At 71.9% G+C, this 25,864-nt stretch carries 31 protein-coding genes; 16 read left to right on the forward strand and 15 right to left on the reverse strand.

Annotated elements, in window-relative coordinates:
- Positions 1–5 precede the first annotated feature (5 nt).
- Entirely contained in the window at positions 6–494 is a 489-nt protein-coding gene (locus QOL15_RS16380; RefSeq protein WP_071248133.1) for a DUF4126 family protein, read from the reverse strand.
- Positions 495–692: 198 nt separating this feature from the next.
- Here QOL15_RS16380 and QOL15_RS16385 point away from each other — a divergent pair, with 198 nt between their 5' ends.
- Together QOL15_RS16385 and QOL15_RS16390 are read left to right on the forward strand one after the other, a co-directional pair.
- On the forward strand, positions 693–1,334 hold the full coding sequence (locus QOL15_RS16385; protein ID WP_071248131.1) for an SDR family oxidoreductase: 642 nt from the start codon (positions 693–695) through the stop codon (positions 1,332–1,334).
- Between the two features lie 176 nt (positions 1,335–1,510).
- Positions 1,511–2,356, forward strand: a complete 846-nt coding sequence (locus QOL15_RS16390; protein WP_071248128.1) for a DNA-formamidopyrimidine glycosylase family protein — start codon at positions 1,511–1,513, stop codon at positions 2,354–2,356.
- 58 nt (positions 2,357–2,414) lie between these two features.
- Here QOL15_RS16390 and QOL15_RS16395 read toward each other — a convergent pair whose 3' ends face one another.
- From QOL15_RS16395 to QOL15_RS16420, 6 genes are all read right to left on the reverse strand, one after another.
- On the reverse strand, positions 2,415–2,801 hold the full coding sequence (locus QOL15_RS16395) for a DUF1304 domain-containing protein (RefSeq protein WP_065960566.1): 387 nt from the start codon (positions 2,799–2,801) through the stop codon (positions 2,415–2,417).
- 80 nt (positions 2,802–2,881) lie between these two features.
- Positions 2,882–3,505, reverse strand: coding sequence for a CoA pyrophosphatase (locus tag QOL15_RS16400; RefSeq protein ID WP_083394043.1), 624 nt, complete (start codon positions 3,503–3,505; stop codon positions 2,882–2,884).
- Positions 3,506–3,573: 68 nt separating this feature from the next.
- Positions 3,574–4,218, reverse strand: a complete 645-nt coding sequence (locus tag QOL15_RS16405; protein WP_071248123.1) for a copper resistance CopC family protein — start codon at positions 4,216–4,218, stop codon at positions 3,574–3,576.
- A 262-nt stretch (positions 4,219–4,480) separates the two neighbouring features.
- On the reverse strand, positions 4,481–5,467 hold the full coding sequence (locus tag QOL15_RS16410; protein WP_305404920.1) for a LamG domain-containing protein: 987 nt from the start codon (positions 5,465–5,467) through the stop codon (positions 4,481–4,483).
- Entirely contained in the window at positions 5,464–6,348 is an 885-nt protein-coding gene (locus QOL15_RS16415; RefSeq protein WP_071248121.1) for a S26 family signal peptidase, read from the reverse strand. Before QOL15_RS16415 ends, QOL15_RS16410 begins: the two co-directional genes overlap by 4 nt.
- A 244-nt stretch (positions 6,349–6,592) precedes the next feature.
- A complete protein-coding gene (locus QOL15_RS16420) occupies positions 6,593–7,243 on the reverse strand; it encodes a hypothetical protein (RefSeq protein WP_071248119.1) in 651 nt (216 codons plus the stop codon).
- Between the two features lie 170 nt (positions 7,244–7,413).
- On the opposite strand from QOL15_RS16420, the gene QOL15_RS16425 reads away from it, so the two are divergent.
- The 5 genes from QOL15_RS16425 to QOL15_RS16445 all read left to right on the forward strand — a co-directional run bounded on the left by QOL15_RS16425 (position 7,414) and on the right by QOL15_RS16445 (position 11,790).
- Positions 7,414–7,875: a MarR family winged helix-turn-helix transcriptional regulator gene (locus QOL15_RS16425; RefSeq protein WP_139197522.1), complete on the forward strand. Its 462-nt coding sequence runs from the start codon at positions 7,414–7,416 to the stop codon at positions 7,873–7,875.
- Between the two features lie 130 nt (positions 7,876–8,005).
- Entirely contained in the window at positions 8,006–8,983 is a 978-nt protein-coding gene (locus tag QOL15_RS16430) for a helix-turn-helix transcriptional regulator (RefSeq protein WP_071248114.1), read from the forward strand.
- 95 nt (positions 8,984–9,078) lie between these two features.
- On the forward strand, positions 9,079–10,050 hold the full coding sequence (locus QOL15_RS16435; protein WP_139197521.1) for a heavy metal-binding domain-containing protein: 972 nt from the start codon (positions 9,079–9,081) through the stop codon (positions 10,048–10,050).
- A gap of 79 nt (positions 10,051–10,129) precedes the next feature.
- Complete coding sequence (locus QOL15_RS16440) at positions 10,130–10,951, forward strand: heavy metal-binding domain-containing protein (protein WP_071248110.1); 822 nt, start codon at positions 10,130–10,132, stop codon at positions 10,949–10,951.
- Positions 10,948–11,790, forward strand: a complete 843-nt coding sequence (locus tag QOL15_RS16445) for a hypothetical protein (protein WP_071248107.1) — start codon at positions 10,948–10,950, stop codon at positions 11,788–11,790. The genes QOL15_RS16440 and QOL15_RS16445 overlap by 4 nt, the downstream gene beginning before the upstream one ends.
- A gap of 236 nt (positions 11,791–12,026) precedes the next feature.
- Here the strand turns inward: QOL15_RS16445 and QOL15_RS16450 are convergent, their stop codons facing one another.
- Positions 12,027–12,677 (reverse strand): Type 1 glutamine amidotransferase-like domain-containing protein, encoded by a 651-nt coding sequence (locus tag QOL15_RS16450; RefSeq protein ID WP_071248104.1) that lies wholly within the window; start codon positions 12,675–12,677, stop codon positions 12,027–12,029.
- A gap of 172 nt (positions 12,678–12,849) precedes the next feature.
- Between QOL15_RS16450 and QOL15_RS16455 the strand changes: the two genes are divergently transcribed.
- The 3 genes from QOL15_RS16455 (at position 12,850) to QOL15_RS16465 (ending at position 14,845) form a co-directional block, all read left to right on the forward strand.
- A complete protein-coding gene (locus QOL15_RS16455) occupies positions 12,850–13,551 on the forward strand; it encodes a YafY family protein (RefSeq protein ID WP_065960535.1) in 702 nt (233 codons plus the stop codon).
- 101 nt (positions 13,552–13,652) lie between these two features.
- Positions 13,653–14,045: a VOC family protein gene (locus tag QOL15_RS16460; protein WP_071248200.1), complete on the forward strand. Its 393-nt coding sequence runs from the start codon at positions 13,653–13,655 to the stop codon at positions 14,043–14,045.
- A gap of 107 nt (positions 14,046–14,152) precedes the next feature.
- A complete protein-coding gene (locus QOL15_RS16465) occupies positions 14,153–14,845 on the forward strand; it encodes a PD-(D/E)XK nuclease family protein (RefSeq protein ID WP_071248101.1) in 693 nt (230 codons plus the stop codon).
- Between the two features lie 280 nt (positions 14,846–15,125).
- On the opposite strand, the gene QOL15_RS16470 is transcribed toward QOL15_RS16465, so the two are convergent.
- Positions 15,126–15,572: a MarR family winged helix-turn-helix transcriptional regulator gene (locus QOL15_RS16470; protein WP_071248098.1), complete on the reverse strand. Its 447-nt coding sequence runs from the start codon at positions 15,570–15,572 to the stop codon at positions 15,126–15,128.
- Between the two features lie 59 nt (positions 15,573–15,631).
- Between QOL15_RS16470 and QOL15_RS16475 the strand changes: the two genes are divergently transcribed.
- Complete coding sequence (locus QOL15_RS16475) at positions 15,632–16,369, forward strand: SDR family NAD(P)-dependent oxidoreductase (protein ID WP_071248095.1); 738 nt, start codon at positions 15,632–15,634, stop codon at positions 16,367–16,369.
- Positions 16,370–16,749: 380 nt separating this feature from the next.
- On the opposite strand, the gene QOL15_RS16695 is transcribed toward QOL15_RS16475, so the two are convergent.
- The 3 genes from QOL15_RS16695 to QOL15_RS16485 are packed head-to-tail and all read right to left on the reverse strand — an operon-like array spanning position 16,750 to position 18,496.
- Complete coding sequence (locus QOL15_RS16695; RefSeq protein ID WP_370692416.1) at positions 16,750–16,926, reverse strand: hypothetical protein; 177 nt, start codon at positions 16,924–16,926, stop codon at positions 16,750–16,752.
- Entirely contained in the window at positions 16,923–18,059 is a 1,137-nt protein-coding gene (locus QOL15_RS16480) for an FAD-dependent oxidoreductase (RefSeq protein ID WP_370692417.1), read from the reverse strand. Before QOL15_RS16480 ends, QOL15_RS16695 begins: the two co-directional genes overlap by 4 nt.
- A gap of 20 nt (positions 18,060–18,079) precedes the next feature.
- Positions 18,080–18,496 carry an arsenate reductase ArsC gene (locus tag QOL15_RS16485; protein ID WP_071248092.1) on the reverse strand — a complete coding sequence of 139 codons (417 nt, stop codon included), beginning with the start codon at positions 18,494–18,496 and terminating at the stop codon, positions 18,080–18,082.
- A gap of 97 nt (positions 18,497–18,593) precedes the next feature.
- On the opposite strand from QOL15_RS16485, the gene QOL15_RS16490 reads away from it, so the two are divergent.
- The 4 genes from QOL15_RS16490 (at position 18,594) to QOL15_RS16505 (ending at position 21,860) form a co-directional block, all read left to right on the forward strand.
- Positions 18,594–18,947 (forward strand): metalloregulator ArsR/SmtB family transcription factor, encoded by a 354-nt coding sequence (locus QOL15_RS16490; protein WP_071248089.1) that lies wholly within the window; start codon positions 18,594–18,596, stop codon positions 18,945–18,947.
- Positions 18,948–19,566: 619 nt separating this feature from the next.
- Entirely contained in the window at positions 19,567–21,210 is a 1,644-nt protein-coding gene (locus QOL15_RS16495) for an FAD-dependent oxidoreductase (RefSeq protein ID WP_071248083.1), read from the forward strand.
- 42 nt (positions 21,211–21,252) lie between these two features.
- Positions 21,253–21,552 carry a rhodanese-like domain-containing protein gene (locus tag QOL15_RS16500; RefSeq protein WP_071248080.1) on the forward strand — a complete coding sequence of 100 codons (300 nt, stop codon included), beginning with the start codon at positions 21,253–21,255 and terminating at the stop codon, positions 21,550–21,552.
- A complete protein-coding gene (locus tag QOL15_RS16505) occupies positions 21,549–21,860 on the forward strand; it encodes a metal-sensitive transcriptional regulator (protein ID WP_071248077.1) in 312 nt (103 codons plus the stop codon). The genes QOL15_RS16500 and QOL15_RS16505 overlap by 4 nt, the downstream gene beginning before the upstream one ends.
- Positions 21,861–22,066: 206 nt before the next feature.
- On the opposite strand, the gene QOL15_RS16510 is transcribed toward QOL15_RS16505, so the two are convergent.
- Together QOL15_RS16510 and QOL15_RS16515 are read right to left on the reverse strand one after the other, a co-directional pair.
- A complete protein-coding gene (locus tag QOL15_RS16510) occupies positions 22,067–22,270 on the reverse strand; it encodes a LacI family DNA-binding transcriptional regulator (protein WP_083394038.1) in 204 nt (67 codons plus the stop codon).
- Between the two features lie 152 nt (positions 22,271–22,422).
- Positions 22,423–23,943 (reverse strand): SulP family inorganic anion transporter, encoded by a 1,521-nt coding sequence (locus QOL15_RS16515; protein WP_071248074.1) that lies wholly within the window; start codon positions 23,941–23,943, stop codon positions 22,423–22,425.
- A gap of 187 nt (positions 23,944–24,130) precedes the next feature.
- Here QOL15_RS16515 and QOL15_RS16520 point away from each other — a divergent pair, with 187 nt between their 5' ends.
- Entirely contained in the window at positions 24,131–24,511 is a 381-nt protein-coding gene (locus QOL15_RS16520; protein ID WP_071248197.1) for a MerR family transcriptional regulator, read from the forward strand.
- Between the two features lie 38 nt (positions 24,512–24,549).
- On the opposite strand, the gene QOL15_RS16525 is transcribed toward QOL15_RS16520, so the two are convergent.
- Positions 24,550–25,758, reverse strand: coding sequence for an MFS transporter (locus tag QOL15_RS16525; RefSeq protein ID WP_254784138.1), 1,209 nt, complete (start codon positions 25,756–25,758; stop codon positions 24,550–24,552).
- Positions 25,759–25,864: the final 106 nt, after the last annotated feature.

The following is a 25,864-nucleotide window of genomic DNA, read 5'->3' on the forward strand; positions in this document are numbered from 1 at the left end:
GCCGGTCAGGCCCCGGTGACGGTCTTCACGGACGCCGCGATGACGACGGCGTCCTCGGCGAGGGCGCCGACCGGGTCGGGCAGGCCGGTGCCGCTCAGCACCTTGCGGGCGGCCCAACCGACGAAGCTGCCGACGACCGCGCCGACGCCGCCGAGGATCGCACCCTCGAGCCGGAGGTCGCGACGACCCGTCGTACCGAGCGCCGCACCGGCGAACGCACCGGCTCCGATGCGTCCGACCAGGCCCATCGGCGAGATGCGGTTCGGTGCCTTCGGGGACTTGTCGCCGATGAGCTCACCGATCGCCGACGCGACGAGCAGGCCGCGGCCGAGCGGGGTGCTGAAGGCCTTCCACTGCTGCCAGGAGCCCGTGAGCGACTTGTTGTCGTGGTTCAGCGCGAGGACGGCGAGCGGGGTGCTGCTCCGACCGCCGCTCAGGACGCCGAGCGCCAGGGTGCGGACCAGGGTGTGCTGCTCGTGCTGCTGCTTGCTCATCGGTTCTCCGTCGTGTCGTCCCGTGGTGTCGCCTCCGCACGGTACTCGGCAGCGTCTGACGGTCGGCGGGAGCCTCCGGGTGGCGGGCGGCGACCGGTCGGGCGGGAGGCGCGGTGCCGGGCCGCCCCGCGCCTCCCGTCCGGCGGTGGGAACGACCGTCACCGCGCCCTCCGAGCCGTCCCGCGTACCGTCCGCAGCATGAGCAACGTCATCGTCTTCGGCGGCCACGGCAAGGTCGCACTCCTCGCCACGCGCCTCCTCACCGACCGCGGGCACACCGTCACCTCCGTCATCCGGAACGCCGACCAGTCGGACGAGGTGCGCGCGCACGGTGGCGAGCCCCGGATCGCGGACGTGCAGGAGCAGTCCCTCACCGACTTCGCGGACCTGGTCCGCGGGCAGGACGCCGTCCTCTGGTCGGCCGGTGCCGGTGGCGGGTCCGTCGACCGCACGTGGGCGATCGACCGGGACGCCGCCGTGCTCTCGATCCAGGGTGCCGCGCGCGCGGGCGTGGACCGGTACGTGATGGTCTCGTGGTCCGGCTCCGAGCTCGACCACGGCATCCCCCAGGACGACGACTTCTTCGCGTACGCGCAGTCGAAGATGATCGCCGACGCGGTCCTGCGCGACTCGGACCTGCAGTGGACCGTGGTGGCACCGAGCACCCTGACCGACGACGAGCCGACCGGGTCGGTCGACTGGGACGGGTCGTCGTCGCAGGTGCCGCGCGGTGACGTCGCGCACGTGGTCGCCGACGTCCTGGAGGACCCCTACACCGCCGGTCGCACGATCCGCTTCAACGGCGGCTCGACCCCGGTCGCGGACTTCCTCCGCGGCTGACCCGGGTCCGGGGTCCGGGGCCCGGCCCCGGGCCCCGGGTACCGCCCCCGGCCCCCGGTTCCGCGGGATGGAGCAGCAGACGTCGGGTGCGCGCCCTCTACCCGACGTCTGCTGCTCCATCGGGCCGCGCGGGCCCCGGGCGGACGGGTGTCGGTGGCGCGACCTAGCGTCGGACCATGCCCGAGGGTGACTCCGTCCACCGCCTGGCCGCTCGGCTCCGTGCGACCGACGGTGCCCTCGTGGTCCGGGGCGAGCTCCGCGGCGGGCCGAGCGCGGGGACGTCCGTCGCCGGACGACGGATCACCGGGCACGCCACGCACGGCAAGCACCTGCTCACCCGGCTCGACGACGGCACCACCCTGCACACCCACATGCGGATGACGGGCTCGTGGACGGTCACCGGTCCGGGTCGCCGGATCCCGACGACCGTCGCACGGGACGCCCGGGTACGGATGGCCCTGGACGACGGGCGCACCGTGTGGGGCATCGCCCTGCCGGTGGTCGACCTCGTCCCGACGCGCGACGAACACCGGGTGGTCGGACACCTCGGTCCGGACCTGCTGGACGACGACTTCGACCGTGCCGAGGCGGTCCGGCGGATGACGGCCGACCCGGACGCGCCCGTCCGTCGGGTGCTGCTCGACCAGCGGCTCGTCGCCGGGCTCGGCAACCTCTGGGCGAACGAGCTCGGGTACGTCCGCGGTCTGCACCCCGACCGGCCGATCGGGACCGTCGACGTGCCGACGCTGCTCGACACCGCGCAGCGCATGCTCCGGCACTCGGCGACGGTGCCCGACGCGTACCAGGTCACCACCGAGCGGCTCCGGCGCGGGGAGCAGCACTGGGTGGTCGGCCGCGCCGGTCGACCGTGCCTGCGCTGCGGGTCGCGCGTCCGGGCCCGCGACGACGTCGAGGTCCCGGGGTCGCCGGCGCGACGCGTGTGGTGGTGCCCGCGGTGTCAGCCGGCAGCGGATCCGAAGGCCGCGGGCTGGGCGGCAGCTGCGCGGTCACCCGCCGGCTGACCGTCGGCCACCCGGCCACCCGCGGGCTGACGGGGCACGGAGCGGACGGCCGGCGGACTCAGACGAGCCCGGCGATGCCCAGCGCCACGAGCGACAGCAGCGGCAGCGCGCCCTGGGTGGTCGCGGCCCGGCGCTTCGTCGCGTCGCTCGTGAACAGCACCAGCGCGGCGGCGAGCATGCTCGCGGTCCCGGCGACGACGAGCGTCGTCCCGACCGCGGTCCCACCGGCGGCGGCCACGACGATGCCCACGACCACGAGCACGGCCAGGAACAGGTTGTAGAAGCCCTGGTTGAACGCGAGCCCCTTCGTCACGACGGCGTCCTCCTCGGTCGTGCCGAAGGTGGAGCGGGCGCGAGGGGTCGTCCAGAGGACGGACTCGAGCACGAAGATGTACACGTGCAGGAGCGCGGCGAGGGCTGCGAACACCAGGGCGACGACGGTCATGGCACGACCCTACGACGCGCCGGACGCCCGTGCCGCGACCGGCAGGCGTGGCACGCTCCCGCGGGTGCCGTGGGACGGGATCAGCGGCGCGTCGTCCCCGGCAGCGGCAGCTCCCACCCGTGGTCCCACGGCTCGGTCCAGTCGAGCCGGTCGAACAGCGCGTCGAGCAGCATCGCGGTGAAGCCCCACAGCGTGTGCTCGCCACGGTCGGAGCGGACCGTGAACGCCGGACCCCGCCACTCCTGGCCGCCGCGCCGCAGGACCGTGACCCCGCGGTGTGCGGGGTCGAGCAGGTCGGCGACCGGCGTGCGGAAGACCGCGGCCGACTCCCGCTCGTCGACGACCCGGACGGGCGTCGGCTCCCGCCACCAGCCGAGCACCGGGCGCACCAGGTGGTTCGAGTGGGCGAGCGGGACGGCGGGCAGGGTGCCGAGGACCTCGACACCGGTCGGGTCGAGCCCGGTCTCCTCCCGGGCCTCGCGGAGGGCGGCGGCGGGCGCGTCCGCGTCACCCGGGTCGACGCGACCGCCCGGGAACGCGACCTCGCCGGGGTGCGACCGGAGCGTCGACGCACGCGCGAGCAGGAGCACGTCGAGGTCCCGGTGCACCGCGTCGGCGCGCGCGGGACGGCTGCTCGGGACCCGGTCGAGCACGCCGAACAGCATGAGGACGGCGGCGGCGCGGGGGTCCTCGGTGCCGGGCATCGCGGGCACGAGCGGCCCGGAGCCGACCACCGCGGCGAGCGCGGCCCGTGCGTCCTCGGCGGTCGTGCTCACCCCTGGTCCGTCCCGGTGACGTCCGCGGAGGCGCTCCCGGCACCGTCCGCCGTGGGTCGGCGACGCTGCACGAGGCGGGTGACGAGCACCGCGGCGAGCGCGACGACGACGATCCCACCGAGGACCCACGGGGTGCTGCCGCCGTGCTGGTGCCCGGCGGTCGCGGCAACCGCGGTCGAGGTCGCTGCGGTCGGGGTCGGCTCGGCAGCGGGTGCCGCGGCGGACGCGGATGCGGACGGAGCGCCGGTGGGCAAGGGGGTGGTGGCCCCGGTGGACGTGAAGCGGTACTCGCCGGAGATCGGGTGCCCGTCGACGGAGACGCTCCGCCACTGCACCCGGTAGGTCCCGGGCGTCGCCAGGTCGACCGGCTTCGCGATGGTCGTCCCCGACACGCGGACCTCGCCCGAGGTGTGCTCGGCCCCGGCGGCGTCGGTCACGCTGATGACGATGCCGGTCTGCAGGCCGGACAACGGCTCCTCGGACAGCGTGAGCGTGACCACGTCGAGGTCGCCCGACACGGCTGCGTCCGCCGCGGGGTCCGACGACACGAGGACGTCGTGCGCCGACGCAGGACCGGCGAGGAGCACCACCGGCGCGAGCGCTGCGACGACGACGGTGGCGAGGAGGGCTCGGAGACGCACGGGGGCCTTTCGTGGGGTGGCCCGGTCGGTCGCCGGGGCGGCTGGTGCCGACCGGCCCGAGCGTACCCGCGCAGGTCGGGACGCCCGCCCTGCCGCGACCGGCGCGACGCACGCCGCGCTGGACGGGTGGGTCGCGGACCGGGACGCGACCCGGCACCGGACGGGAGGCGCGGGTCGGGCCCGCACCGCGCCTCCCGTCCGCGACGCGTCGACCACACCGCAGACCGGCACCGCCGTCGCGTCGGCGCCGGTCCGGCGCGCGTCAGCGCCCCGCGGTGGCGTGCGCGGCGACCTGCTGCGCGGTGAGCTCCGTCGAGTACACGGCGGCGTACCGCATCGAGCCGGTGAAGGCGAAGTTGGCGGGCGCCCCGGGCCACCCGCTGATCGTGTCGTACCCGATGCGGAAGTAACCCGTGTAGTTCTCGGCGACCTTGTAGGACGTGTTCGACGCGACCACGACCCCGTCGAGGTAGAGCCGCATCCCGTTCGTGGGCGACATCGTCGCGACCACGTGGTGCCACACGCCGTCGGTGACCGCCTTCGGCGAGGTGACCACCTGGGTGGCGCCGTTGTAGGCGCCGAACACGAGCTGGCCGGACGTGTTGACGTAGACCTGCCGGTCGTGCTGCCCCGACTGCATCACCTGGTTGCTGCCGAAGCCGATGAGCAGGCCGCCCGCCACGGTGGTGCGGAACCAGACCTCCTCGCTGAAGGTGGTCGGGTTGGCGTACGACCTCGGGGTCGAAACGAAGTTCGGCGCCGTCGTGGAGCCGTTCAGCGCGTACGAGCCGCCGGCGTCGCGCGGGCAGGCGTTCGGGTTCGGCGTCGTCGAGGTCATGCCGTTCTGGTACGTGCCGGCGGCACCCTTGCCGGACGAGTCCGCCGCGGTCCGCGTCCCCGAGGTCTCGTCGAGGTCGTACGCGAACAGCGCGTTCGCGGCGTCCCCGGCCACCGCGGCCGTGCACGTGAAGTACGGCGCCGTGGCGGCGGTGTTCGTGGAGTCCGTGACGGTGGCGCTGAACGCCGAGCGGGTCGGCGCGAAGTGGTTCACGAGCAGGACCGCGGCGAGCGCGGCGACGAGCAGGACCGCGACCACGCGGGGGTCCCGCAGGCGGCGGAACGGGACCGCAGCGAGCAGGCGGCGGAACGGGACCGCGCCGAGCAGGCGACGGCTGGCGGCCGACCGGGTCGGGGTGGAACGACGACGGCCGTGGACCGGCTGCGCGGTGCTGAGCTGTCCGCGGTTCACGAGGCACGCACCGGTTCGACGCGGCCGACGGCCAGGCAGGCGACCAGCGGGACGAGGCAGACGAGCACGAGGGCGACCCAACCGATCGGGTCGAGGTCGATGTTCGACGTCAGCTGGTACTGCCCGTTGTGGGTGAGCTCGTGGATGACGACGCGGCCGACCTCGCCGTCGACGAGGTGCACGGTGTTGCCGCCGTGGGCGTCGATGCGCACGGGGAACACGCCGGAGGACACCACGGTCGCCTCGACACCGTGCGGGGTGGAGGTGTTCGTGATGGTGGTCACGTTGACGAACGGCTTGAACAGGAACGCCGCGTACGCGCTCGTCAGGGCGGTGCCCGCGATCCGCAGGCAGCTGCGGGTGACGCGGTCGGTGAACGCGCTCGTCAGGGTGAGGACGATGAGCGTGCCGATGAGCAGGACCGGGGCGGCGCGGAACAGCCAGCCGATGTACGGCACGAGCAGGACCGGGGTGCCGATGACGTCGGCCTGGGTGAGCGTCCACGGGTCGGTCGCGCCGTTGATGTCACCGCGGGTGTGGAGTCCGCCGTCGGCGTCCTCCGCGATGATGCGGTGCGTGTAGACGACGCCCGGGTTGGCGGTGGTCTCGAAGGAGACGACGTCGCCGACGTGCAGGGTCGTGACGTCGACCGGCAGGTCGAGCACGAGCGTGCCGACCGGTGCGGCCTCGCCCATCGAGGGGGTCTCGACGACGAACCAGCGACCACCGGCGGAGAGGAACAGGACCGCGGCGCCGAGCAGGACGGCGGCGACGGCGGCGACCAGCCAGGCGAGGAGGACCTCGGAGCGGCTGGTCACGCGTCCGCGCAGGTGCAGCCGGTCGAGCGTGCCGGTCAGCGGGAGCGCTGCGATCTGGCTCATGTGGTGCTCCGGTCGGTGGTGGGCCTGCGGTGGGACGGTCGTGCGGTGGGACGGTGCTGCGTGGTGCTGTGCTGCTGTGCTGCGTGGTGCTGTGTGCGGCAGCGCCCGGCCGGAGGGGGGCGGTCGGGCGCTGCCGGTGGTGGCTCCGGCCGTCTCGTGGGGGGACGGACGGCCGGTGCCGGTCCTGGGTGGGGTGGTGGGCCCCGTCGTCCGGTCCGGGACGGTGTCACCGGACCGGCCGGGATCAGGCGGTGAAGGTCCAGGTCATCGGGACCGAGGCGGCGAGGCCCTGGTAGGTGTTGCCGGCCGAGGAGTCGAGCGTGACCGCGAAGTTGAACGGGACGGACGCGCCGGCGGCGGGGGCCTGCGGCATCGTGAAGGCGGTGGCGGCCGCGCCCTTGAAGCTGGCGAGGGTGCCGCTGAAGACGGTGGTCGAGCCCGAGGTGATGACGATGTTCATCTTGGCGCAGAGGTCCGTCGCGGTGCCGTTCTGGGCGCCGTTGGCCGACTGGGTGCAGGTGGCGCCGGGGGTCAGCGTGAAGGTCGCGGCGTTCGCGGTACCGGTGTTCTTGATCGAGATCGCGGTGTTGACGGTGTTGCCCGGCGTCATCGTCGTGCTGCCACCGAACTTGTTGATGGTCGAACAGGTCGCGGCGTTCGTGGAGACCGAGCCGCCGTCGGTGCTGAGGCACGTGACGTTGGCGCCGGCGTTCTGCTCCTGCATGACGAGCGTGCCCGAGGCGGCGGTGTTGCTGCTGTTCGTGATGCTGGCCGCGAACCCGGAGAGGGTGCCGGTGAGCGAGAGCGACAGCAGGACGGCCGCGAAGATGCCCGCGACCAGGGCCACGGGGGCGAAACGGATCCGCTTCAGGGCGGCGGTGCGGAGCTTGGACACGGTGTACCTCGTCGTTCGGTGGGTGTTCTCGGTGTGTGGACGAGCAAGGGGTTCGGGCCGACTTGCTTCACTAATCAAGATAGTCAACCGTTGACCAACTTGACAACTCGTACACTGTCCCCAGAGCGGGGGACGCCCGGGTACCCCGCCCGACGGAAGCAGGACGCACCGTGACACCCACTGCCGACGACGACCTGATGGCCGCGTTCGCCGCGGTCGTCCGCGCGAACACGAGCCTGGTCGGCCAGCTCAGCGCGCGGGCGGGCATCCACGAGAACGCGCTCCGCGCCCTCGTGCTCATCAGCGACACCGGGTACAGCACCCCGACCGAGGTCGCCGGCTACCTCGGCTTGACCTCGGGCGCCGTGACGAACATGATCGACCGGATGAGCGCCGCCGACCTGCTCGAGCGCGCCCCGAACCCGAGCGACCGACGGGGCTCCCTGCTGCGGCTGCTGCCCGGCGGCGAGGCCGTGGTCGCCGACTACCGCGCGCGCTACGGCGCGATGCTGCGCGCCGTGGACGGCGCGCACGGCGGCGAGCTCCACCAGGTCCTGAACGCGCTGGCCGACGGCCTGTACGACCAGGCGGCCGACACGATGACGCACCCCGCGCAGACGGGGACCGCCTGACGGACGGGAGGCCCGTGGAGCGCCCGCCACGCGCCTCCCGTCCGCCCCGCGGCAACGCCGCGAGCGCCCGTGGCGCGGTGTCGTGGCGGCCACGCTCCCGGAACCGCGCGCGACCTGCCATCATGCCGTCATGGCACCGGAGTCCCCGGAGGCGGACAGCCCCTCCTTCCGACGCTTCCACGTCGAGGCGATCAGTGAGGACCGCGGCGCCGAACTCGACCGGATCTACGGCACCGGGGGCGGCATCGACAGTGCCCTCGAGACGTTCCGGTACGTCGGCGCCGGCGACGCCGACGTGTCGATGCGCGGCGCCGAGGTCGAGGGGACCCGCAGCGGGCGGATGGAACCCCGCGCCGACCACATCGTGTTCTGGGTCGCCGACGGCACCGCCTCGCTCGAGGACACCCGCGACGGCACCGTGCTCGAGGTCACGCCGGGGCACCCGCTCCTGCTCTCGGCATCCGTGGCGTACACGTTCACGGCGGACATCCGGAAGCTCACGATGGTCCACCTGTCCGACCGCGTGCTCCGCGCCGAGCTCGCCCGACGGCAGCGGTACGTCCGCGGCCCGCTGCTCTTCGACCAGCAGCCCGACATCGAGGTCGCGCTCGGCCCGCTCCGCGCGATCATCCGCTCGCGCGCCGGCCAGGTCATGGACGGGCGGCTCGACGAGGCGCAGCGTGCAGCCCTGAACCAGCAGATCGCCGCGGCCGTGATCGACGCCTTCCCCCTCGTCGAGGGCGCCGAACCCGAGCCCTCCACCGCCGCCGCCCGCGCCGCCGCCTGGATCCGGGACAACGCCGGGTCGCCGCTCGAGCTCCGCGACATCGCGAACGCCGTCGGACTCAGCGAACGCGGGCTGCAGAGCGCCATGCGTCGCACCTACGGGGAGTCGCCGATGGAGCGTCTGCGGGCCGAACGGCTCGAGGGGGCGCGGCGGGAGCTCGTCGCGGGCGGGGCGGGCACGACCGTCGCCGAGACCGCCCGCCGGTGGCACCTCACCCACCTCGGGCGCTTCGCCGGGGCGTACGCCGAGCGGTTCGGCGAGCCGCCGAGCGTCACGTTGCGGCGGGCTCGGGCGGGGGCGCGCGAGCGCGTCGAGCGCTGAGGATCCCGACAGCCATCCGCCGACCCCGGCACCCCGGTGCCAGGCTGAGACCACGTGCGGCACCCGTCCGCACACCGCATCTCCCGGGGGTGGTCATGACGAGGTGGTCCGACGGACTCCCGGCCGCCGCACACGCACGCGCTGCCCGGCAACGGGAGAGCGGCGTCGCCGGTTCGCTGCTCTCCGCCGCGGGTGCCGCCGCCGTCCGGTCGGTGGCCCTGCAACCCGTCGGCGAGGTGTTCGGCTCGGTGGTCGTGCAGCTGGGCTGGACCGGGGGCGGCTGCGGCATCTGGGCGCTCCCCGGCGCGGGCGTGTCGGGGTTCGGACCCGGCGGCGGGTACGCCCCGTGGACCTCACCCGTGGTGACGACCGGGGGCAGGGGTGGCCGGAACGCCGGCTTCGGCTCCTACGTTCAGGCGTTCTCACGCGCCTGGCACGGGGCTCGCGACCGGATGGTCGCCGAGGCGACGATGCTCGCGGCCGACGGCGTCGTCGACGTCCGGATCGGTCGGGAGCGTCTCGACGGCCGGGTCTGGGAGTTCACCGCCCTCGGCACCGCGGTCCGCACCCTGGACCCGTCGGTCAGCCCGCCCGCACGCGCCGCCGGCCCCTGGACGGCCGGGTTCTCCGCCGAGCACACCGCCTCGCTCCTCCAGTCCGGGTACGTGCCGCGCGGCACGGCGCTCGGGCTGTCGGTGTCGACGAAGCACGAGGACCCGCTCCTGAAGCAGCAGCGTTCGGTGTGGACCGGCAACACCGAGGTCGACGGGCTGACCCAGCTGCTGCAGGTCGCCCGCGCCGACGCCCGGCTCCAGCTCTCCCGCCGTGTCGGCACCCTCGGGGCGACCGACCTCGTGGTGACGGCGGCGTCCGTGCACGAGTTCGAGAACTCCTGCGGTGACGAGGTCGACCTGCACGCCGAGGCGGTGTTCGTCGGGACCGGGATCGCTCCGGGTCCGATGCACGCGTTCCGCGGCCGGTCCGCGACCGCCACCGCCCGCCGGGACGTGACGACCGTCATCCCGCTGCGCGATCCCGGTCCCGGACGCCCGGTGCGGCACCGCTGACCCGCCGTCGCACGGACCGGACCGACCCCGCTCCCGGCCACCGACCCGAACCGACCCACGAACCCGAGAGGCACGACCCATGAGCACCCCCGACCTCGGCAGCGTCCCGCTCCCCGCCGACGCCACGGCCCGGCTCGCCGACGGCGCGGGACGACTGTTCACGTCGGACCTGTCGGTGAACGAGTTCCTGCTCGTGCGGCAGGCCGGCTTCCGCCCCGTCGGGCTCGTGCTCGGGTCGAGCGTGTACCACGTGGGCATCCAGACGGCCCGCTGGAGCCGGAACATGGAGCTCGACAAGCTCAGTGAGGCGATGTACCACGCCCGTGAACTCGCGATGACGCGCATGGAGGCCGAGGCCGACCGCCTGGGCGCCGACGGCATCGTCGGCGTGCGGCTCGAGATCGAGTTCAAGGAGTACGGCAACGACCTCGCCGAGTTCACCGCCGTCGGCACCGCCGTCGTCGCCGACGCCGCACCGCCCACGGGCACGTGGCGCAACACCAAGGGCCTGCCGTTCACCTCGGACCTGTCCGGGCAGGACTTCTGGACGCTGATCCAGGCCGGGTACGCGCCGCTCGGGCTCACGATGGGCACCTGCGTCTACCACATCGCCCACCGCGGCATGATGGCGTCGATGACGACCTTCGGGATGAACACCGAGATCCCGCAGTACACCGAGGCCCTCTACGACGCTCGGGAGCTCGCGATGGGCCGGATGCAGACCGAGGCCGAGCAACTGGACGCCGAGGGCATCGTCGGTGTGCAGCTCCTGTCGCTGCCGCACCGGTGGGGCGGCCACACGACGGAGTTCTTCGCGATCGGGACCGCCGTGCGCTCCCTCCGCCCCGACCACGTCATCGCGACCCCGACCCTCGTCCTCCCGCTCACGGACGACCGGTGACCGCTCCCTCGGCACACGTCGGCCTCGACGCCGGCACCGACCCGCAGGAGCTGCTCGACGGCCTCGCCAACGCCGCCGCGGCCGCCCTCCCCGCATCGGTCGTCGACCGCGTGCTCGACGTCGAGCGTGCGCGCACCCTGGCCGACCGCCTGGCCGGACGGCCGGGCGCCGTCCGCAGCGTCCGACTCGCGGGCGCGAGCGAGACGCTCACGGTCCGCCGCGACGGTGGGGGACTCGCCACCGAGGCAGCCCGGGTCTCCGGCGGCGTGACCATAGCACGGGAGCGGCCGGCGCTCGGTGCGTGGCTGCAGCGCTTCGTCGGTGAGGTCGCGGCCGTCGCCGCCGACGCGGCGGGTGACACGGCGGCGGCCGCCGCGGCGCTCGGGAGGCTCGGCATCCGCACCGTCGACGCGTTCCGTGTCACGGACGGTGACGTGCACCGCGGTCTGGTCGCGCTGACCGCGGAAGCTGCCACGCGCCTCCCGGCCGGCGAGGCGGCCACCGTCGGCCGCATCGCGGAGCTGCTCGTCGACGCGCTGGCGCGCCTCGACGGCGCCACCGGTGAACCGGTGGTCGTCGTCACGCGCACCGCCACGACCTACCTGCCGGACACGCTCCGTTCCTACTGCGCGCTCCCCGCGGACTGGGCTGCGACCCACCGGCTGTCCGACGGCTCCACACCGCTCGGAGCGCTGCGACGGCAGCTCGACGCCCTCGAGACCGCAGCACGGGGGATGCGCGACGCGGCCGTGGAGCGTGACGCCGCGGCGGTCGTCGTGAACGGACGGTTCCTGGACGACCGGTTCCGCGCGGTGGACCCGGGACTCGAGCTGCGCTGAGCCGGGCGCTCCGCCCGGCTCCGTGACCGGTGCCGGAGCGGAGCGACCGTCAGCCCGCGGCGGCTCGGCGACGGGCCGGTTCGCGCGCAGCGGGGGACAGGGACACTGCCGAGATCGTCCCTGTCTGGAGGAACGCCCCGGGTCGTCGGCGGGCCCGTGACGATCGTCGTTCCTGCGTCGTCACCTCCGTGGCCGCCGCCGATCCCGGACCACTCCGCGGACGGCCCGACGACGGACTACGAGGAGGCGGGCCGGTCGGGGAGCGAGGCGACCACTGTCCGGTCGCCCCCGTCGACCCGCAGCGCCTGGTCGTCGCGCAGCAGCACCAAGCGGTGCCCGGCGCCGTAACGGTCCACCGTCTCCTGGATCACCTCGGGCGGGTACGGCGGCAGCTGCCCGTCGGCGTGCGGGATGACCGTCTGGTCGATCAGGCCGAGTCCGGCGAAGTCGGCGAGCCCTGGTCCGTCGGCCGGGTCGTCCATGAGGGATGCCGGAGTGACGTCCGGTCCGGCGATGATCGAACCAGCGCTCGCCCCGACGTACGGCAGGCCAGCGCGCACGTGCTCGGCGAGGACCGTGTCGTTGCCCGTCGTCCGCAGGGCCTCGAGCAGCGCGAACGTGCTGCCGCTCGCCACGTAGACCGCGTCGAGGGCCGAGAGCTGCTCGCCGAGCCGGAGGGGCGTCGAGGTCCGGACCGTGACGTCGACGACCTCGTGACCGAGTCGGAGGACCGCGTCACGTTCCGCGAGCACGAACGGCGCGTCCGGGAACGCCGACTGCGCGTCGGTGACGTAGCCGATCCGGAGACGGTTCCGGGAGGCACGGGTCACCTCCGCGAGGAACGGCGCGAGGGCTCCGGTGTGCCGGGAGAGCAGGAGGATCTTCACGCACGCACGCACGCTAGGCGATGCCGCCGACAGGACGCGGGCGACAGCGCCGCCTCGACCACCGACGTCCGGTGTTCGAGGTTCGGCCGTCCACGGCCGGTGACGTTGCGCAGGTGCAAGCAGTGGGAGCGGCGCCGAACGTCGAGGTGGCCCGGTGCCGGATGATGGACGGGTGAACCGGACCGATCGTCTCTACGGTCTCGTGGAGGAGCTCCGGGCCGTGTCGCCGCGGCCGCGGAGCGCCCGTCGCCTCGCGGAGCGCTTCGAGGTGTCCGTGCGGACCATCGAACGGGACCTCGCCGCGTTGCAGCAGTCGGGCATGCCGATCTGGGCGGAGCCCGGCCGGACCGGTGGGTACGTCATCGACGCGTCGGCGACGCTGGGTCCGGCGGGGTTCACGCCGGACGAGGCCCTCGCGGTGCTCATCGGACTCGGCGCACTCCAGCGCAGCCCGTTCCGGCAGTCCGCCCGGACCGCCGCGAAGAAGGTGCTCGCGGTCATGCCCGAGCGCGCCGCCGCACGCGCCAGTGCCTCCGCGTCCCGGGTGCACTTCCTCGAGAGCGACGACGACGGGGGCGCGCCCGTGCCGCTCGCGTTCGCGGAGGCCCTGCGTGCCGACCGCGTCGTCCGGCTGCGGTACCAGGACGCCAGCGGAGCGGAGTCCACCCGCGACGTCGAACCGCTGGGCTCGATCGAGAAGGACGGGCAGTGGTACCTGATCGCCTGGTGCCGGCTGCGACAGGGTGTGCGGGCGTTCCGGGCAGACCGCATGCTCGCCGTCACGGTCACCGACGAACGCCCGCCGGTGCGCGCGCTCCGCGCCGAGGACCTCGCGATCCAGTACGGGCGGCTCCGGTCAGCGGTCGGGGACTGACCGGCGGTCGCCGTCCTGCACGGAACACCGACAGGACGGTGTCGCGACCTCCGGTGATGCTGGTGCTCCACCCCACCGACGTCACCACCGCAGGAGCTTCCATGTCGTTCTCGTCCATCCGCATCGTCACCGACGACCTCGACGGTCTCGTCGCGTTCTACGAGCGGGTCACCGGCCAGCGCGCCGAGCGACCCGCCCCCGTCTTCGCCCGGTTCAGTGGACCCGGCGCGACCCTCGCGATCGCGAGCACCGCGACCGTCGCGATGCTCGGCGGTGCGCTCACCCCGGCGACCAACCGATCGGTCTTCATCGAGTTCGAGGTCGCCGACGTCGACGGCCGTTTCGCCGCACTCGAGCTCGACGGCGACGACGTCGTCCTCGAACCGAGCACGATGCCGTGGGGTAACCGCTCCGCGCTGGTCCGGGATCCCGACGGCAACGTCGTCAACCTCTTCAGCGCGCCGCCCGCGGAGGAGTCGCGAGCCCACGGATGACACACCGGCCCTCCGACTGGACAGCCGCAGACAGATCCGCGAGGGTACGGACCGCGGCGTCCGCGGTTGTGTCGCTGGACGCGCGATCTGGAGCAAGATGTCCTTCCATGGGGGACAACACGATCTTCATGCTCCGGGGTCAACTCGTTCACCGAGCCGTGTTGTGGCCGTTCACCAGGCCACTCGTCGGGGACCAGCTCCGCGCTGTGAAAGATCCGGAGTTCGTGAAACGGCGAGCGGTCGTCGCGTCGACTGTGCTCGCCCGTGCGCTCGAGAACCTGCTCGATGGAGGTTCCGATCTCGAGAAGGACACCGCTCTCGGCCTCGTCAACCTCGAAGGCCCGAGAGATGTCACGACCTTCGAACCAGAATGGCAACGCCTGTCCACGGCCGATCGCCGCGAGGTTCTCATCGATCTCGACCGGTACGTCATCAACGCTGCGAACGGCATCGCTGCATTCATCCGGGAAGTCGGCCTCACCGGAGGGCTGACGACCTGCGTCTGGTCGGAAGTGCCGCTCTTCATGGCGGATGGATTCTTCAACCCCGTCGAGGGTGTGCCGACTCGCCTTCGCGTGGACCTCGTCGTGTGGCGGCAGAGAGGCGTCATCGACGTCCTCGACCTGAAGGTCGGGAACGCCAACCCGCCGGACTGGGTGCTGGAGAAGGACCGGAAGCAACTCGCGCTCTACGTCGAAGCCGTCAAGCGCCGAGCCCCCGGAACGACCCGCGTCCGCGCGAAGTTGCTCTACGTCGGCAGGGGCCACGGTGCAAGCCGATTCGAAGCACTCACGCCGTAGTTGCTGCTGTGGTTCCTGGGCCTCCTGACCGCATCACGAACGAGTAACGAACTCCATGTTCGCTCGAAGCTCGAGCCGACAGTAGGTACGGCCCCGCTGGAACGACCCTCAGCCAGACCGGCTGGGGGTCGTTCTTGCGTGCGGCGGAGTGATGGTCCGCGCGCCGCCTCTCCGGCCACGTCCGCTTCCGCGCCGACAACGGACGGTGAGGCGGGACCTTCTCGCCTTCTTCACCTGTGCCGCACTCCGCCCGACCGACGCCCGGGCGACTCGACAGCGGTCACCCGCCTGTGCCGGGATCGACCGCGAGTGCCTCCAGGGTCCGGAGGAGCGTGGCGTCGTCGACGCCCTGGACTCGGTGCAGGAGGTGCTTCCGGACGGCCTCCGCGTGGATCGGCCGCGCCGCGCGGACCAACGCCGCTCCGGCGTCGGTGACCCGGACGAGCACACCTCCGTCGACCGCCTCGCGACCGACGTGTCCGCGGTTCTCCATCCGCGTGAGTTGGTGGGACAGACGCGTGCGGTCCCACCTGAGCAGCGCACCGAGCTCGTTCTGGCGGAGCTCGCCGTTCCCGAGCTCGACCAGACGGGTCAGGATCCCGAACTCCTGATCGGACAGACCCGAACCGGCCTTGATGTCCTCGGCAACCCGCTGCCGGACCGTTTCTGCCGCGACCTTCCAGGCGTGCCAGAGGCGTTGTTCCTGCTCGGTCAGCGGGGCGGTCATGTACCCAACCTACCGTGGGCGGTGTTGACGCATCAACATGAGAAGCGCAAGCTGTTGACATGACAACACAGAACAGCACGCAGAGGGTCGCCCTCGTCACCGGCGGGAACAAGGGCATCGGCATCGCGATCGTCCGTGGCCTCGCACAGGAGGGCTTCACGGTCCTCCTCGGAGCCCGGAGCGCCGCTGTCGGACGAGCCGCAGCCGACACGGTCGACGGCGACGTGCGCCCCGTCGTGCTCGACGTCACCGACCAGGGCGAGATCGACGCAGTCGCAGCCGAGGTCGCGACCGAGTTCGGCCACCTCGACGTCCTGGTGAACAACGCAGGGGTCAACACGATGACGTTCCGGCCGATGGCAGAGCTCCCCGAGCCGACCGACGAGACCGTCGAGGACTTCCAGAACGTCTACGCGGTCAACGTCTTCGGTGTCGTCCGCATGATCACCGCGTTCCTCCCGCTTCTCACCCGGGCCGATGCCCCTCGGATCGTGAACGTGACGAGCAAGCGCGGTTCGATCGGCGAGGAGGGCGCCTGGGTCGGGCAGCCCTCGATGGTGTACTCGAGCTCGAAGACCGCGCTCAACGCCATCACGGTGCACTACGCGCGCGAGTTCGCGGACACCGCATTGAAGATCAACGGCGCTGCCCCCGGTCACGTCGCGACGGACTTCAACGCCTTCCGCGGGACCCGCACCCCCGACGAGGGCGCCGCCGTCGCCGTGCGCCTCGCCACGCTGCCCGCTGACGGCCCCACCGGCGCGGTGTTCGAGGACGACACGCAGCTCGCCTGGTGACCGCACGAAGCCGAGTCAGGAGCAAGGTCGGGCAGCACGGCCCCGAGAGCCTCCGACATCGGTGCTGTGGTTCAGCAACACGTCGTCGCGTTGCCCCCCGACAAGTGCCGATCTGCAATGCACGTTGTCGCAAACGCCGTCTGTCACAGGTACGACCATGGACGACCAGGTCGAGTGCATCGGCAACGCTCGGGAACAGACAGACTCGGCCGTCCGGTAGCCGATCGGCTGCCGGACGGGGAGTGGGGGCGTGGCGGGACCCTGATCCGGGCTCGCCATCCCTCATCGTGCACGGGTGCTGCGTGAGCGGTTGTCGTCCGACTTCGAAGGTCAGCCCGACGATGTCATCGGTCGCGCTGTACCCGCCGCCGATGAGTTGGTCATGAGCAGCAGGAGGATGGTCCGCCGACGCTGGTGGAGCAGACGCCGTTCTCGGGGAGCACGAGTTGCACGTCGCGGGCTGCCTGGTGGTCGCCGGCGAGTTCCGCCGCGATGGAGCGGACCTGCTCGTAGCCGGTGAGGAGCAGGAACGTCGGAGCGCGCCCGTAGGACTTCATCCCGGCGATGAAGAAGTTCGGCTCCGGGCGCGCCAGCTCCGCGACACCGTGCGGGGGCACGGAGCCGCAGGAGTGCAGATTCGGGTCTCGATCAGCGGCGCGAGCGCCCGCGGTGCTTCGACGATGTCGTCCAGGCCGAGGCGGATCTCGCGGAGCATGTCGAGGTTCGGCCGGAAACCGGTCGCGTTCACGATCACGTCGACCGCCACCGCGAACGCCTCACCTGCGCGACGGCCCGTGACGGTGACCAGGTCACCCTCAGCGCTGACGTCGTCGATCTCGAACGACGCGAGCCGTTCGATACGGCCGGACTCGACGAGGCCGTGCACGTTCGAGCCGAGCTGCCCCCGAGCGGCGAGCCCGTCAGCAGCGTCGGCCCCGAGCCTGGCGGTGCCGGCGTTCCGGATCGCCCACAGCAGCGTCGTGCCGGGCTCGTCCTTCGCCAGGGCGGCGAGCTTGATGAGCGTGTTCGCGGCCGAGTGGCCGGCACCGACGACGAGGACCCGCTTCCCGGCGAACCGGTCACGGTCAACGCCGAGCACGTCGGGGAGAGCGTGCATGGCCCGGTCGCCGAGGTCCGCAGCGGGTGCGAGCCCTGCAGCGGTCAGCGGATTCGGGGACGTGTACGTGCCCGACGTGTCGACGACCGCGCGAGCGGTGACGTCCTCGACACCGTCTGCGGTGTGCAGGCGGAGGAGGAACGGCGTGTCCGCGCGGCCGGTGGAGCGGGTGCGGTCCATCCCCTGCCGGGACACCGCGTCGACGCGGACCCCGTACCGGAGCACCGCGGCCAGCTCGGGCGTCTGTGCGAGGGGTTCGAGGTACTGGGCGACGAGGTCGTGCCCGGTCGGCAGCGATGATCGGCGGGGCTCGGTCCAGCCGGTGGGCTCGAGGAGCCGGCGGGCGGCGTCGTCGATGACGTACCGCCACGGGGAGAACAGCCGCGTGTGCCCCCACGCGCGGACCGACGTGCCGACCTGGTCGCCAGCTTCGTAGACGACGACGGGGAGGCCCTGCTCGTGCAGGTGCGCGGTCGCAGCGAGGCCGACGGGGCCGGCGCCGATGACCGTCACCGGAAGGCCGGTCAACCGGTCCGCGTCAGCACGGGGTGGGACGGTGAGGGTGACGGTCATGGTGGTGGTCCTTCCGGTGGTCAGGCGGATGCTTCGGTGGGGAGCAGCTCGGCCAGGAGCGCCTGCACGCGGCGCTTGATCTCGTCGCGGATCGGACGGACGTCGTCGATGCCCTTCCCGGCGGGGTCGGTGAGGTCCCAGTCCTCGTACCGCTTCCCGGGGAAGATCGGGCACGCGTCACCGCAGCCCATCGTGATGACCGCGTCCGACGCGCGGACGTCCTCGGTGAGCAGGAGTTGCGGGGTGTTGCCGGTGATGTCGATGCCTTCTTCGGCCATCGCTGCGACCGCGGTCGGGTTGATCTGGTCGCCGGGCTCGGACCCTCCGGAGAGCACTCGGATGCGGTCGCCGCCGAGGGCCTTGGCGTAGCCAGCGGCGATCTGCGAGCGGCCAGCGTTGTGGACGCAGACGAACAAGACGGTGGGCTGATCGGTCATCGGGAGCGCTCCTCGGGTCAAGGTGTGGCCAGCATGCACCGGCACATTGACGCTCGTCAATATTGACCATCAACGATGTTCCGGCGATGATCGGAGCATGGCCACTGTCGAGCCGCTCCCCATCGAGGACGTCACCGCGTGCTGCGCGCCGCTCGCGAGCGCGCCGCTCGACGCAGCTGGTGCAGATGCGCTGGCTCGGACGTTGAAGGCGATCGCTGACCCGGCTCGGCTGCGGATCATCTCGATCGTCGCCGCGCACGGCGGCGCCGAGACGTGCGCTTGCGACCTGCAAGAACCGCTCGGGCTCTCGCAGCCGACGGTGTCGCACCACACGAAGGTCCTCGTCGACGCCGGCGTCCTCAACCGGGAGAAGCGGGGTACGTGGGCGTACTTCTCGCTCGTCCCGGGCGCGCTGGAGGCCCTCGCCGGACTCCTGTCCGAACGATTCTGACGAGCACGGAGACGACAGCGTCCTGTCACCTATCGCATTCAGCGTCGACTCTGTCCGCGACGAGGTCGCTCGCGTGCTCGAGCTCATGGATCGGGCGTATCGCGAGCCGCTGGAGCAGGACGACGTCGCGGCTGCTGCCGGTCTGAGCACGCAGCGACTCCAGGAGCTGCTTCAAGCCTCGCTGGCGGAAGGGTTCGCAGTTCCCGTCCGTGACCATCGCCCGGGTCCGTCACCGGCCAGCTCCCACGCACGGCCAGGCCTCGATGGCTACTTCGAACCGCGGGCGATGGAGTACCGGCCGGGCACGCACCCTGAAGGAGAGCGCTCCCGAGCCGTCCTCAGTCCTCGGCGCCGACACTGACGCGAGGGAATCGTTTCACCGTCCGAAGAGTCGAGCGATGAAGCCACCCGTGGGCGGCTGTCGTTCGTGGCCCTCGCAACGGTCCCGTCGCGGCACACCGCGCATCACCTGGTCGACGTGCTGTCCGCACCCAGCCCACGTCGCCTTCCCACACGTCCTGCACGTCACCTGTCGGCACATGATCACTCCGTTCGCCGTTCGCGCGGTCGCACGCGCGGCCACTTGCACGAGTATACCCCCCGGGGTATTTTGATTGACATGAGGACGATCATCATCGGTGGTGTCGCGGCCGGTATGAGCACTGCGACGAGGCTTCGCCGCCTCGACGAGGCACGGCGGATCACGGTGTTCGAGCGCGGCGCGCACGTGTCGTTCGCGAACTGCGGCCTGCCGTACCACGTCGGTGGGGTGATCCCGGAGCGGTCGTCGCTGCTGCTCCAGACACCGCAGTCGTTGGCGAGCCGGTTCGCCCTCGACGTCCACGTGCACCACGAGGTGACCGCGATCGACCCGATCGCACGGACGGTCACGGTCCGCGACCTCGACACCGGGCGCGTCCGGGTCGAGACGTACGACGAGCTGGTGCTCGCAACCGGCGCCACGGCCGCTCCGGGGCCTTGTGCGGAGCACGTGCCGACGCACACGCTGCGGAGTGTCGAGGACGTCGATGATGTCCTCACGGTCCTCGACCAGGCGGGGGCTGAACTCCGGGTGGTCGTCGTCGGCGCCGGGTTCATCGGGCTCGAAGCCGTCGAGAACCTCCGTGCACGTGGTGCGCAGGTCACCCTGGTCTCCCGCGGCCGACAGGTGCTGTCGCCGCTCGACCCGGAGATGGCCGCACCGGTCCTGCGCACCCTCCGCCGGGCCGGCGTCGACGTACGGCTCGGGGTGACGATCACCGGGGCAGAGTCGGGGCGCGTGCACCTCAGCGACGGCAGCAGCATCGACACGGTGCTCGTCGTCGAGGCCAGTGGTGTCCGCCCGGACCGCTCGCTCGCCGACGCCGCGGGCATCGCCGTCGGTCCGACCGGCGGGATCGCGGTCGACAGACGCCACCGCACCTCGCAGCCGCACGTCTGGGCGGTCGGCGACGGTGTCGAGAAGCGGGACCAGCTCGACGGCGCTCCCACCCTGGTGACGATGGCTGGACTCGCGAATCGGCACGGCCGCGCCGTCGCGGACGACATCGCCGGCACCGAACCCGAGGACGCCGTCCCCGCCCTCGGCACCGCGATCCTGGGCCTGCTCGGGACGACGGTGGCACTCGTGGGCTGGAGCGAACGCCGACTCGTCGCGGCGGGACGACCCCACCGTGTCGTGCACACGCACCCCGCGTCGCACGCCACCTACTACCCGGGCGCAGAGTCCATGGCGATGAAGCTCCTCGTCGACCCGGCGACCGATCGGATCCTCGGCGCGCAGATCGTCGGTGGCGAAGGGGTCGACAAGCGGATCGACGTGATCGCGGTGGCGATGGCTGCAGGGCTGACCGCATCGGCGCTGTCCCAGCTCGAGCTGGCGTACGCACCCCAGTACGGATCCGCGAAGGACCCGGTCAACATGCTCGGCTACGTCGCGGAGAACACCGCCACCGGTGCCACCCGCACCGTGCAGTGGCACGGACTCGCCGCCGCACTGGACGACGGTGCGGTGCTGGTCGACGTCCGCAGCCCCGCCGAGCACGCCGCCGGCGCGATCCCCGGCGCGGTGAACGTCCCGCTCGACGAGCTCCGGACCCGGCACGGGGAACTCCCCGACGGGCCTGTCGTCGTGCACTGCCAAGTCGGCCAGCGCGGCCACACCGCCGCCCGACTCCTGACGCAGCTCGGGTACGACGTCCGCAACCTCGACGGCGGCTACGCGACCTGGACCGCGGGAACCGCCGCCGCCGCGGCCGCCTGACCCGCCACGCCCATGACCACCACACACCAGACTGGAGAGACCATGCAGCAGATCACCGCCGACCAACTCGCCGCGACACCCGGCGCGCACATCATCGACGTCCGGGAACCGGACGAGTACCGCGCCGGCCACGTGCCCGACGCCACGAACATCCCCCTCGCGCAGCTCGGCGACCGCCTCCGCGAGATCCCGACCGGTGCGCCGGTCCACGTCATCTGCCAGTCCGGTGGCCGCAGCGCCCGCGCCACCGAGGCGCTGAACGCAGCCGGGTTCGACGCGGTCGACGTCACCGGCGGCACGTCCGCGTGGCAGGCGGCGGGGCACCCGGTGGACGCGGCATGAGCAGCACGGACCGGTCCCTGCACGACGCGGCAGCCGTCCGGAAGGTCGCGAACCGGCTCAAGCGCGCCCAGGGTCAGCTTGCAGCCGTCATCGCTGCGGTCGAGGGCGGCGGCGACTGCCGCGACGTCGTGACCCAGCTCGCCGCGGTCAGCAGCGCCATCGACCGCGCCGGCTTCGCGATCATCTCCACCGCCATGCGCGAATGCATCGTCGACCGGTCTGATCCGGATGCTGCCGACAGCACGAACGAGGCCGCCGAACGACTCACCGTCGAGGAACTCGAGAAGCTGTTCCTCACCCTCGCCTGAGGCGAGGTCCCGCTGCAACGCTCGCGGTGCGAGCTCGCAGCAGCAGGTGACGTACCGCGCTCCTGCTCGTCGTCCATCACGTTCTGCTCCGGTGGATCGTCAAATCCGTCACACACCCACGCGAGCGCGTCCTCGTCGCTTGAGCGGGGCCGTACCTCCATGTGTCTGGCGTCCCCTGGTGCGGCTGCGTGCTCAGTCACGGCAGGTCAGTCGCGATCAACGGTTCGCCGTCGACGCGCGAGCGCTGCGGCGTGGTCGTCGCGGATGTAGTCGAGAGCGTGAATGGCGTGTTCGACACGGGCGCGTGTGGTGGGGCGGACGTTGGTGGCACCGTTGAGGACGCGGGACACGGTCTGGTGCGACACGTGCGCTGCTGCGGCGACGTCATGGATGGTGGGTGCTTTGGTCACGGCTGGCTCCTCATGGGTTCTGAGGTGCGGGCACCGTCCTGGACGACATGACGGTGCCCGCGAGGGGCCGGCGGAAAGGGGAACGCCGGCCCTGGTGCTCCGCCCGTTCACTCGATGCCCCGAGGTGGGGCCGGGCGGAGGTGGGAGGGGCTTCAGTGCCCGGCGCCGAGGTTGCCGGCGAGGCGGCCGTGGAAGGCCTGACTGGCCTCGTTCATGCCGCGGATCTCGACGCGCTTGCCGTGCTGGTGGTACTTCGTCTCGATCGCGTCGAGTGCGGCGACGGTGGAGGCGTCCCAGACGTGCGACTTGGTCATGTCGATGACGACGAGCTCCGGGTCGCCCGAGTAGTCGAACTGGGTGGTGAGGTCGTTGGAGGAGGCGAAGAACAGCTCGCCCTCGACCGTGTAGAGCGCGTGCTGCTCGCCAGTGCTGAGCGTCTCGATCGAGCGCTCGACGTTGGTGAAGTGGGAGACGCGGCGGGCGAAGACGACCATCGCGGCGATCACGCCGATGATGACGCCGATCGCGAGGTTGTCGGTGGCGACGACGATCACGACGGTGAGGACCATCACGACGGTCTCGCCGACGGGCATCCGCTTGAGGGTGGACGGCTTGATGCTGTGCCAGTCGAAGGTGCCGACGGAGACCATCACCATGACGGCGACCAGGGCGGCCATCGGGATGATCGCGACGACATCACCGAGGCCGACCACCAGGACGAGCAGGAACACGCCGGACAGGAACGTCGAGATGCGGGTGCGGGCGCCGGAGGCCTTGACGTTGATCATCGTCTGACCGATCATCGCGCAGCCGCCCATGCCGCCGAGGAACCCGGAGGCGATGTTCGCGATGCCCTGCCCGAGCGCTTCGCGGGTCTTCCGGGACCCGGTGTCGGTGACCTCGTCGACGAGCTTCGCGGTCATCAGCGACTCGAGGAGTCCGACGAGTGCCATCGCGAGGGCGTAGGGGGCGATGGTCGTGAGGGTGTCGAGGGTCAGCGGGACGTTCGGGATGAACAGGGTCGGCAGGCTGTCGGGCAGCTTGCCCTCGTCACCGACGCGCGGGACGGCGATGGACGCGGCGATCGTCACGACGGTGAGGACGACGATCGCGACCAGGGGTGCGGGGACGGCCTTGGTGAACCGGGGCAGGAGGACGATGATCGCGATGCCGACGATGGTGATCGGCCACACGAGCCAGGTGACGCCGATGATGTTCGGCAGCTGCGCGGTGAAGATCAGGATCGCCAGGGCGTTGACGAAGCCGACCATCACGGACCGGGGCACGAACCGCATCAGCTTCGCCGCGCCCAGTCCACCGAGGACGAGCTGGAAGACGCCACCGAGCAGGACGGTGGCGATGAGGTAGTCGAGGCCGTGCTCCTTCATCACCGGAGCGACGACGAGGGCGATGGCGCCTGTGGCGCCGGTGATCATCGCAGCGCGGCCGCCGACGAACGAGATGACGACGGCCATCACGAACGCCGAGAACAGGCCGACGCGGGGGTCGACCCCGGCGATGATCGAGAACGAGATCGCCTCGGGGATGAGGGCGAGGGCGACGACGAGTCCGGCGAGGACTTCGCGCAGCAGGACCTTCGGGCTGCGGAGTGCAGACAGGACGGTGGGGCTGTGGTGCACCTGGACGGGCACCGACTTCGTGACGGTGGTCACGGGTCTCCTTCGGATGGGGGTGCGGGCGCTGCGCCCGCGAGAGCTGTCGTGGGGCGCGTCATCGCGCACGGCCGGCGGCGTCAGAGCGTCCAGCCCATCGCAACTCTTCCGTTGCGGGAAGGTTGGTATGGTTCGACTCTAACGCAACGGAAGGGTTGTTGCGCAAGTGGAGGGTGATGACGTGACGATGTCGAACGAGTACCTGATGCACATCGGCGAGGTCGCCGAGCGCACGGGGTTGAGCGTGAAGACGATCCGTGACTACGACGCCGCTGAGGTGCTGCACCCCTCGGGTCGCACCGACGGTGGGTTCCGTCTGTACTCGGAGGACGACGTCGCCCGACTCCTGATGGTGCGGCGGATGAAACCGCTCGGCTTCTCCCTCGGAGAGGCGGGGATCCTCGTCGACGCGGTGAAGGTGCTCGACGAAGCACAGCCCGACGCGGACGTGACCGCGGTCCGGTCTCGGGTCGCCGCGTTCATCCGGGACGCGGAGACACGGCGGGACCGTCTCGACGAGCAGCTGCACATGGTCGACGAGTTCCTCGACGAACTCCGCGCCCACTGACCCGCTCGTTCCCGCGGGCACGACCTGATGGGCGCCGGTCAGCCCCGCAGTGACGGGTGTCGTGGGGCGCGGGCGAAGACGGAGATGACGGCGACGACGGCCGGGAGGATCGCGAGGACCAGTACCGGGGTGGTGTAGTCGCCGGCGACGTCGTGGCCGAGCGCGAGCAGCAGCGGCCCGAACGCGGTCGAGGCGAGGTTCGTGCCCGTCGCGACACCACGGATGACTCCGATGTTCGCCGTCCCGTAGTAGCGGACGTACGCGGCGGCCTCGATACCGCGCAGGGCCCCACCGGCGGCGCCGAGGACGAGGCCGTAGAGGACGGCTGTCCACCCGGTGTGCACGATCGGCAGCAGCAGGAGCGCACCGGTGAGGGTCGTCATCGCGATCGTGACGCCGTACTTCGGCGGGATCCGGTCCGACAGGGCACCGGTGATCAGGGTTGCGGCGATCCCGGTGACGGTCTGGGGCAGGAAGTTCGTGGCCGCTTCCACCGGGGTGAGGCCCTGCTCTCCGAGGACGGCGACCTGGTGGAACGCCAGCGCGGTGCTGAGCATCCCCGACACTGCGAGCCCCGCGGCGATGGTCCAGAACATGCCCGTCGAGGCCGCTTCCCGGAGCGTCCACACCGGCCCCTCACCGGCAGCATCCGCGGACGTCCCGCTCTGGCCCGTGGCGGCGGTGCGGCGGGGCAGGAGGAGTCCGATCGGGATCACGACGGCGGCGACGACGATCGCCTCGATCCGCCACGCGACGTGGATGTCGGTGCCGGCGATCAAGGTCTCCACGAACACCGGCACGAGCGAGATCCCTCCCGATCCGATCCCGGACGCGATCCCGAGTGCCAGGCCCCGCCGATTGGTGATGCTGCGGGCGACGAACGTCGTCGCGGCAAGCGAGAGTGCGCCCTGCCCGGCCATCCGCACGCCGACGAAGCCGGCGGTCAGGCCGACGATCCCGGCGACGAAGCTCAACGCGGCGAGGAACACCGCGAACGCGATCCCGATGACGATCGTCATCCGCCGCACACCCCACCGGTCCAACGCCCGACCCGTCAGTGGCAGGACGCACGCACCCAGGAGAGTGCCGATGAGGTAGCTCGTCGACACCTCGGTGCGCGAGATCCCGAGTTCCTGGATCAACGGGTCCGTGAACACCGACAGACCCGCCGTCTGCCCCGGCGCGCTCATCACCGACAGCACACCACCGGCAGCGATCACCGCGGCCCACGGCAACCAGCCACGCACACGCGTCGAACCCGATCCGGTCGGCGTCGGCGTCAGGTCCACTGGCGGGGCGGCATCGGTCGTGGGCAGGGTGATCTCGGACGTGTTCGGGGAAGACGTGATGCCA

Source organism: Curtobacterium sp. MCBA15_012 (assembly GCF_001864935.2).
GTDB lineage: Bacteria > Actinomycetota > Actinomycetes > Actinomycetales > Microbacteriaceae > Curtobacterium.